Here is a 7,099-nt window from a genome sequence, read left to right as displayed (position 1 = left end):
ATCGGGAGGATGGGATCGGGAGGAGGCCTGCGGATGTGGGAATGAGCCGCGCACGTGATCTGGACAGGTTCTACGAAGTCCTCGCGCGCCTCCAGTCGAAGCTGGGAGGCTGCCGTTGCCTGGGCGCTTGCGGAGGAGGTGGCAGCGACGGCTGGCGCTGGCCGCTGCAGGGCGTCTACTTCTTCTTTGAGCCCGGGGAGATGCGAGAGGACGGCAGGACGCCTCGGGTGGTGCGCGTGGGCACCCACGCTGTGTCCGAAGGCTCGAAGACGACGCTCTGGCAGTGCCTATCCCGGCACAAGGGACATGAGCGGGGAAAGTATGCTGGTGGAGGCAATCACAGGGGGTCGGTCTTCCGGCTGCATGTGGGGACGGCGCTCCTTGCCACCGGCGATTACCCCCAGGAGGTGCGGAGCACGTGGGGAAAAGGCGCGTCCGCCGGCCCGCTCACTCGGGAACTCGAGCATCCTCTCGAGTGCCGAGTCAGCGCCTACATCCGGCGCATGCCTTTTCTCTGGGTGGCGGTCCCCGGGCCCGCGGGGACGTCTAGCCCCAGGAGCATCATCGAGTCAAACGCCGTCGCCCTTCTCAGCAACAGGCACAAGCCCCCGATCGACCCTCCCTCGCCCAACTGGCTCGGGCTATACGCCCAGCGGGCCGAGATACGCGAGTCCGGCCTGTGGAACGTCAACTACGTCGACCAACCCTACGATCCCGCCTTCATCGAGCTCCTCGACAGCTTCGTGGCAGCGATGTAAGCCCCCTAGCCGCGATCCGCGGCGCGCAGCGCGCGGCGCCACGCTCCCCAGCCGTGACGCATGCCGCTCTCAGCGAGCGCCGTAGCCGCAATGGACGCAGGCGGGCAACGCCGCTTTCTCGCCCCTCCGTGGTCCGAGTGGCCCGGGCGCCCTGGGGCGCGCGCCGCCTGTACGCGGACATGCGCGCCCGAACGTCGTGCGCCCTACGGCCGCCTTGAGCGTGCGACGCAGCTCGCTGCTTTACACGTCAGCATCGTCCTTTTTGGGCCCGGAAATCTCTCTCATTCCGACGGCGGCCGAGAACGATAGTGGAAGCGCATGCGAAGATCCCTCTTGGCATTGCATATAGCACTGCATACGCCGCAACTAGCACTCGTGCGATAGCATCCATGACGTGATTTGTGTATGCGCACTTGACAAATAACACTGCACGTGCCATAATGTTGCTGAAAATAACAACTTGAGGTGATGATAACATGAAAAGGCAGGTCAGAGAACTTCGGCTTGCAGGGTTCGTGCGGGGGTACAGGAAGGCGTTGGGGTTCACTCAGGCGCAGTTTGCCGAAATCCTCGGAGTTTCTCAGGGAACCGTTAGTCGAATTGAGCGTGGCATGCGAGTGCGCCGGCGGACTCTCATGAGCATACCGGATCGCACGCTGCGCAACATCATATTGCGCGAGGTGAAAAGAGCATGAGCCCGATTCCGGAAGGGTATGCCCCACTGACTAGGAAGGCGCCGAACACGGAAGGGAACAGCGACCTAGAAATGAGACTGAGACAGGAATTGGCGGCTCTTTCCAAGCGTCTACATGAGTGCAATCAGCGCGTTGAAGAGCAAATGAGAGAACGGGATATTGTCCGGGAGCAGCACGACGCACTTCGCAGGTATATTGAGATTTCCTTCGGTCTAGCTGATGAAGAAGCGGGCAGCAGGCCCAAGGAGAGCAAGCCAGAGGATGGCGCAGCAGACGAGACCAAGTCGCAGACGACAGGGTCACAGCAGGTTCGTCTGCCTCTCCTGGTTCGGCAGGTAGAGGCCGTACTATCGGAAGTGCGGCCTAACGGCCTGCACTACCGCGAGATCCTTTCGCGACTGGAAAAGCGCGGCGTGCCTGTTCCCGGGTCAAACCCTGGCGCCAACCTACTCGCGCATATCACGCGCTTCCCGCAGCTCTTTGAGCGGATAGGGAAGGGTTGCTACAGACTTCGGTAACGTGGTTGATCTGCTGTGTGTGGCGGAGAACAGCACAGAGGCAAGATGAGGGAATCGGTACCCTTCGGAAGTCCGAGAATGGTAATGACCTTGCCACGAGTCGCGAGCAGTAGTGGTCTTTGTTCTTGTTCGCTGAATCACAGAGAAGGGCCCGGTCATGGTAGAGCGTTTCCAGGGTTGCGCTGAACAGAATGCGTCTGTCAAGCTCAGCCCAAGCGGCGGCTCTACCGAATCTGGCGCTAGTCTATGAATGCTCAATGATCAATCAATGAGCCGAGGATTAGGCTTGATGCGGTGCTATACGTACGTGAGTCAACTACGGACTCCCGGGCCCATGTTGGTGAGGGTCGTTGAACCGAAAGCCGCCGAGGGTGCGTTGGGAAGGTGGCAAATAGTGAAGATAAAGCACCTGTCTATCAGTAATCTCCTGAGCTTTCGGGATGAGACTGACATTGAGTTTGATCAACAGTTCAATATCCTAGTCGGTCCAAACGGGGGAGGGAAGAGCAACCTCCTTGATATCATCATGATCCTCATGCGTCACTATTTCCTGCCTGGGGTGCATACCTATGAGGGCAGGGAAGACGGACGAACCTACGTCGACCTCAATTCCGACAGAACCTTTCCTCATCTTCCCTCTGTGCTGGACACCTTCGGAGGCAACGAAATGCCTTGGACGGTCAAATGGGAGATCGTTGTGACTGAAGATGACCTTGAATTCGTTAGGGAAACTCGCCGAAACAAACACCTCCTCGCGAGAGCGCTGTCCCGTTATCGGAACAAGCCCTTTCAGGATTTGAACATTGTAGATGATTGGTTGGAGCTTCTCAACTTCAAACCCGGTGCCGTCCTGCCCTACGAGATTACGGCGACGGACTGTAAACCGCTGGATGAGGATGCGAGAAGGTTCTTGGGGTACCTAAGTCATAGGGAGATCATTTATCGGCTCGCTGAGGATATCCCCGACTTGACCTTGCCAGCATCGTACATTTATTCGTCGCCATATCGCGGCAGCACCGAGGAGAGCATCAGGGCGAACCTATCAGGCCAACGCAGCGACGACCTTCTCCGGGCGTATCGATCTGTCACCTCGAGAACCACGACTTCTCTATTGCTGCTCGGCACCATGTACTTCGCAAAGAAGAGAAGGCGGTATGAAAGCCTTGCGGGTCATTCAGGATATGATCAGGCCTGGCGGGAAGACAGAGAAGTGAGTCTTGTAAGCAAGTACATCGGGCGACTGGGGTACACCTGGGATCTTGAATTGATAGACGCTAGTAAGAACATCTATGAAATCCTTCTCCGAAAGGGTAATCATTCTTTCCGAATCGAGCGAGCAAGTTCGGGCGAGAGGGAGATCCTGAGTTTCCTCCTGGGTATCTTCGCGTTCAACATGCATGGTGGCATTGTCGTCGTCGACGAGCCTGAACTGCATTTGCATCCCAAATGGCAGGCAGTACTTCGCGATCTTCTTTCAGAGCTAGCCGAAGAAACCAACAACCAGATAATAGTAGCCACGCATTCCCCATCGTTCATTACGAGGGAGAATATCCAGAAAGTCATTCGAGTATTCAGGGAATCCGACGGCGCATCGCGGATAGTTGACAATTCAGGCAAAAACCTGCCCAGTATCAGCGGAACTCTTCCAGACAAAAAAGCATTGACCCACATGATTATGTCTCATAACAATGAGAAGATGTTTTTCGCAGACAAGGTAGTACTGGTTGAAGGAATCACAGACAGGCTGCTCTTTAACGGGTTGATTCAGCTCTGCTCTGAGTACCTTCACAGAACAGACGTCACTGAGACACTTGAGGTGCATGGTAAGCACAACTTCGTTAATTACCAGGTGTTCCTAAGAAGTATCGGTCAAAAGGTATGGATAATAGCAGACCTTGACTACATCACCGGCTTAGACAATATCCCTGAAATCGACAGAGGACGAGTCCGAACTCTGTTCTGCACGGACCACAAGAAAATCGTCAAAGCTGTTGTCGATGACAAGAAAAGCACAGACCGGGTCGCTCTGATGAAGGTGATTGAGGAGGCTGTTGAGGCGCAAGACCTTTCAAGGATCGACCTACAGCAGCTTTCTGACCTGTACAGACACATGGCCTCAAGGTATATGAGGTTACGGTCGGATCTCGCGGATGAGGAGAAAACACTGTTAGCTGGGTGGATAGAAGCGGCACGGAAGAACGGCATCTTTTTGCTCAGTCGCGGCGAGATCGACGACTACCTACCCGATGACTCTAAGAACCTTGATGGTCTTCTCCGTCTTATTATGACCGAGGAACTCAAGGCGTGGTTATCCACGGCCTCCAGCGATGCAGCTTTGGGTGAGCTAATCGAAATCGTCCTTAGCATTCTAGAGGCAAGCGAACCTGAGCGTTACTCCGTCATGAAATGGCTTGAGGGGGGATGCAAGAACCCAGAACCGAGTTCTGTGGTTTCCGTCTCACAGTCAACGTAACTGATCCCTCTACATTCCTAGGGCATCTGCAAACCACCAAAAGGTCCGCCGTCAGACTAGAATTGGCTGTGTTCTGTCTTTGAGGCCCCATCTTGCGCCGGTGTCTTCCGTGAGGGAGGCGAAGTTTGTGTCGGCGGATAGCTCTCGGAACTTGGTTGATGATGCTGTCACTTCCCGCACGAACGTTATCTGATCGGCCCCCGCCTTCGCGGGAGGTCGCCGAGGCTCGTCGTTGTGCGTGAGATCCCGGACCGCCACAGGCTCGTAGTTATGGAGGATTCGTGCGAGTCCGTGGGGACCGAATACAAGGGCCTCAAGGCCGGGAACGGCGCCTTCTCGCACGGGGCGGTGTTCGCGTTCTATCCCAACAAGCAGATCACCACGGGCGAGGGCGGGATGATCGTCACCGACGACGACCGGGTAGCGCGTCTCTGCCGGAGCATGTCCAACCAGGGACGGGGCGAGGCAGGGGTGTGGCTTTCCCACGAGCGGCTGGGCTACAACTACCGCATGGACGAGCTTTCGGCCGCGCTCGGGGTGGCGCAGATGTCGCGGATCGAGGAGATCATCGCGAAGCGCGAGCGGGTGGCGGCGATGTACGCGGAGCGCCTGGCGGGGGTGCCGGGGGTGCGCCTGCCGTATGTGGCGCCCGAGGTGACGCGGATGAGCTGGTTCGTGTACGTGATCCGGGTCGGCGTGGACGAGCCCACCCCCGAGCGCCAGTCAGCCGTGCGCGACCACGTGATGCGGCGCTTGCGAGTCCAAAGGAGGCGGAGACCCAGCTTTCCCGTGATCGGACGCGGGGTAGGGGACAGGACGCAAGGGGGTGCGGCCAGTATTCGAGCTCCGTCCACCCGAAGCCTTTCTACCGCGCCGAGTTCGGGTTCAAGGAGAGGGACTTCCCCATTACCAAGCTCGCAGGACGCACGAGCATCGCCATCCCGTTCCACAACCACCTCACCGCCGAGGAGATCGACTACGTCGCCTGCGTCCTCGAGCGGGCGCTGAGGGAGGTGCGGTAGTAGGCGCGCGCCTGCTCGTCGCGCTGCCCCGTCCCTTAGGCTTCCCGGAGAGTTAGGCTATCCCCACGGGGCGGTCGCTATGGGGCGTCGGTCCGCACACGGGGGCCCCACGGAGGCCCGCACTCGGCCGGGCGCTGGCCCGGTCGCGGGGCCGGGAGCGGGGCCGGGAGCGGGGCCGGGCGGGGGCCTGGCGAGGGCTGGGCGCGGGGCTGAGGAAGCGGCGAGCTGCGGCTGGGCGAGGGTTGGGCGGTGGAGGAAGGGGCGAAGCGTGGGCTGGGGGACGGGCGAAGGGTGGGTGCGGACCTGGGCGCGCGGCCTGCGCGCGGTGCGCGCAAGTCGCGCTTCGCGTCTCGAAAACGGCCTACTCCTCCTTGCGAGCCTGCGTCCCTTCCCGCTTCTTGCGCTCCTCCTGTGCCGTCATGTACCCTATGAAATCTTCGACGGCGCGTCTTGCCTCCGGCGACAGCCTGACAGGCGCCCGGAACCAGGTTTCCCCGAGGATCTCCTCCATTTCCGCTTGAGAGAGGTCGCCGGTAAAGCACCGGGGATCGACCTCGAAGACTCCCGCGAGCTTCGTCACCACATCGTCCGGCAGTCTCGCCGCGCCGATCTCGTACCTCACGAGGTCCTTCAGGTCGATCCCGAGGCGGCTCGCGAGATCCTCCCTCGTCCAGCCGCGTGAAGCGCGCAGCGCCTCGAGGTAACGAGCGCCAGCGACGACGTCCGGGTCCGGCGCGAGCGGCGCGGGGTCGTCGGTGCATCCTAGCAGGTAGTCGACGCTCACTCCGAAAAAGCGCGCAAGCCGGCATACAAGCTCGAAGTCGGGTTGGCGCTTCTTGCTCGGAGCCTCGTACCCGGCCATGGCTGAGCGCGATACTCCCATCGCGGCAGCCAGGGCTTCTTGCGTGAGATTGCACCGTGTCCTGAGGTCTCTCAGCTTCTCCGCGAATGTGGCCATATGCCAATCCCCCGTTTATAGGATAACACTTCTGTTCCCATTCAGCACGTTCCGATAAGCTACAGTCGCCGCAGTCGGGCCTTGACATTGGCGCGCCGGTGAACCCTAATCGGATTAGGGGTGTTCCTTAACGGAACAGCAGCCTGCTACAGCGCAACTGGCATGAGCAGATGGGCTGCGCCGATTCGGGCGTCTAATACAGAAGGGCAACGGTCTCCAGCTTCTCGCGGGCGCGGCCTTGGTCTGCGAGCACCTTACAGACGGGTCCACCAGGGCTTGGGCTCAAAGGGCACCCCGACAAATCGAAGACCAGGAGGTGTGTGGCCGTGTCTTGATCTGGCAAAGGCTCGAGTCTGTTTGGGGATGTATCCGGCTCCAACAAGATGAGGAACGTCTTCATCAGCGACGCAATGGTCCCAAGATAGTCGGGCGTCAAGGCGACCCTGCAGAAATACGGAAGGAGGCTGCGAAAACATGACAGGCAAACGATACATGTCAGCCGGACTCGGTGACTTCGCGACGCGGAGGCTCGCCTCTTGGGCCTCTCAGGTCGAGATCCAAGACTTACCTGAGGACGCGATCGCCAAGGCCGCGGAGTGCCTTGTGGATTGGGTCGGAGTCGCGCTGGCCGGATCCGCTCAGGACGTTGCCGCTCTCGTCTCGCCGGTGTTCGAT

At 59.4% G+C, this 7,099-nt stretch carries 6 protein-coding genes; 5 read left to right on the top strand and 1 reads right to left on the bottom strand.

Going from position 1 to position 7,099, the window contains the following annotated elements; all coding sequences use genetic code 11:
* Positions 1 to 41: 41 nt before the first annotated feature.
* The 4 genes from GX515_04925 to GX515_04910 all read left to right on the top strand — a co-directional run bounded on the left by GX515_04925 (position 42) and on the right by GX515_04910 (position 5,452).
* Positions 42 to 758, top strand: coding sequence for a hypothetical protein (locus GX515_04925; GenBank protein HHY32361.1), 717 nt, complete (start codon positions 42 to 44; stop codon positions 756 to 758).
* A 476-nt stretch (positions 759 to 1,234) separates the two neighbouring features.
* Positions 1,235 to 1,453 carry a helix-turn-helix domain-containing protein gene (locus GX515_04920; protein ID HHY32360.1) on the top strand — a complete coding sequence of 73 codons (219 nt, stop codon included), beginning with the start codon at positions 1,235 to 1,237 and terminating at the stop codon, positions 1,451 to 1,453.
* A gap of 852 nt (positions 1,454 to 2,305) precedes the next feature.
* A complete protein-coding gene (locus GX515_04915) occupies positions 2,306 to 4,444 on the top strand; it encodes an AAA family ATPase (GenBank protein ID HHY32359.1) in 2,139 nt (712 codons plus the stop codon).
* A gap of 189 nt (positions 4,445 to 4,633) precedes the next feature.
* On the top strand, positions 4,634 to 5,452 hold the full coding sequence (locus tag GX515_04910; GenBank protein ID HHY32358.1) for a hypothetical protein: 819 nt from the start codon (positions 4,634 to 4,636) through the stop codon (positions 5,450 to 5,452).
* A gap of 375 nt (positions 5,453 to 5,827) precedes the next feature.
* On the opposite strand, the gene GX515_04905 is transcribed toward GX515_04910, so the two are convergent.
* The gene (locus tag GX515_04905) at positions 5,828 to 6,424 is read right to left on the bottom strand and encodes a helix-turn-helix domain-containing protein (protein ID HHY32357.1); all 597 of its coding nucleotides are present in this window, start codon (positions 6,422 to 6,424) and stop codon (positions 5,828 to 5,830) included.
* A gap of 474 nt (positions 6,425 to 6,898) precedes the next feature.
* Here GX515_04905 and GX515_04900 point away from each other — a divergent pair.
* The coding region (locus GX515_04900) for an MmgE/PrpD family protein (GenBank protein ID HHY32356.1) at positions 6,899 to 7,099 on the top strand (201 nt) is incomplete at its 3' end.

It is taken from the genome of Bacillota bacterium (assembly GCA_012842395.1).
Lineage (GTDB): Bacteria > Bacillota > SHA-98 > UBA4971 > UBA4971 > UBA6256.
This window is presented reverse-complemented; position numbering and strand designations above follow the sequence as displayed.

Bases quoted from the DNA above. Each gene is read 5' to 3' on its own strand.
- GX515_04925 (HHY32361.1), top strand. From the start codon at position 42: ATGAGCCGCGCACGTGATCTGGACAGGTTCTACGAAGTCCTCGCGCGC.
- GX515_04920 (HHY32360.1), top strand. From the start codon at position 1,235: ATGAAAAGGCAGGTCAGAGAACTTCGGCTTGCAGGGTTCGTGCGGGGG.
- GX515_04915 (HHY32359.1), top strand. From the start codon at position 2,306: ATGTTGGTGAGGGTCGTTGAACCGAAAGCCGCCGAGGGTGCGTTGGGA.
- GX515_04905 (HHY32357.1), bottom strand. From the start codon at position 6,424: ATGGCCACATTCGCGGAGAAGCTGAGAGACCTCAGGACACGGTGCAAT.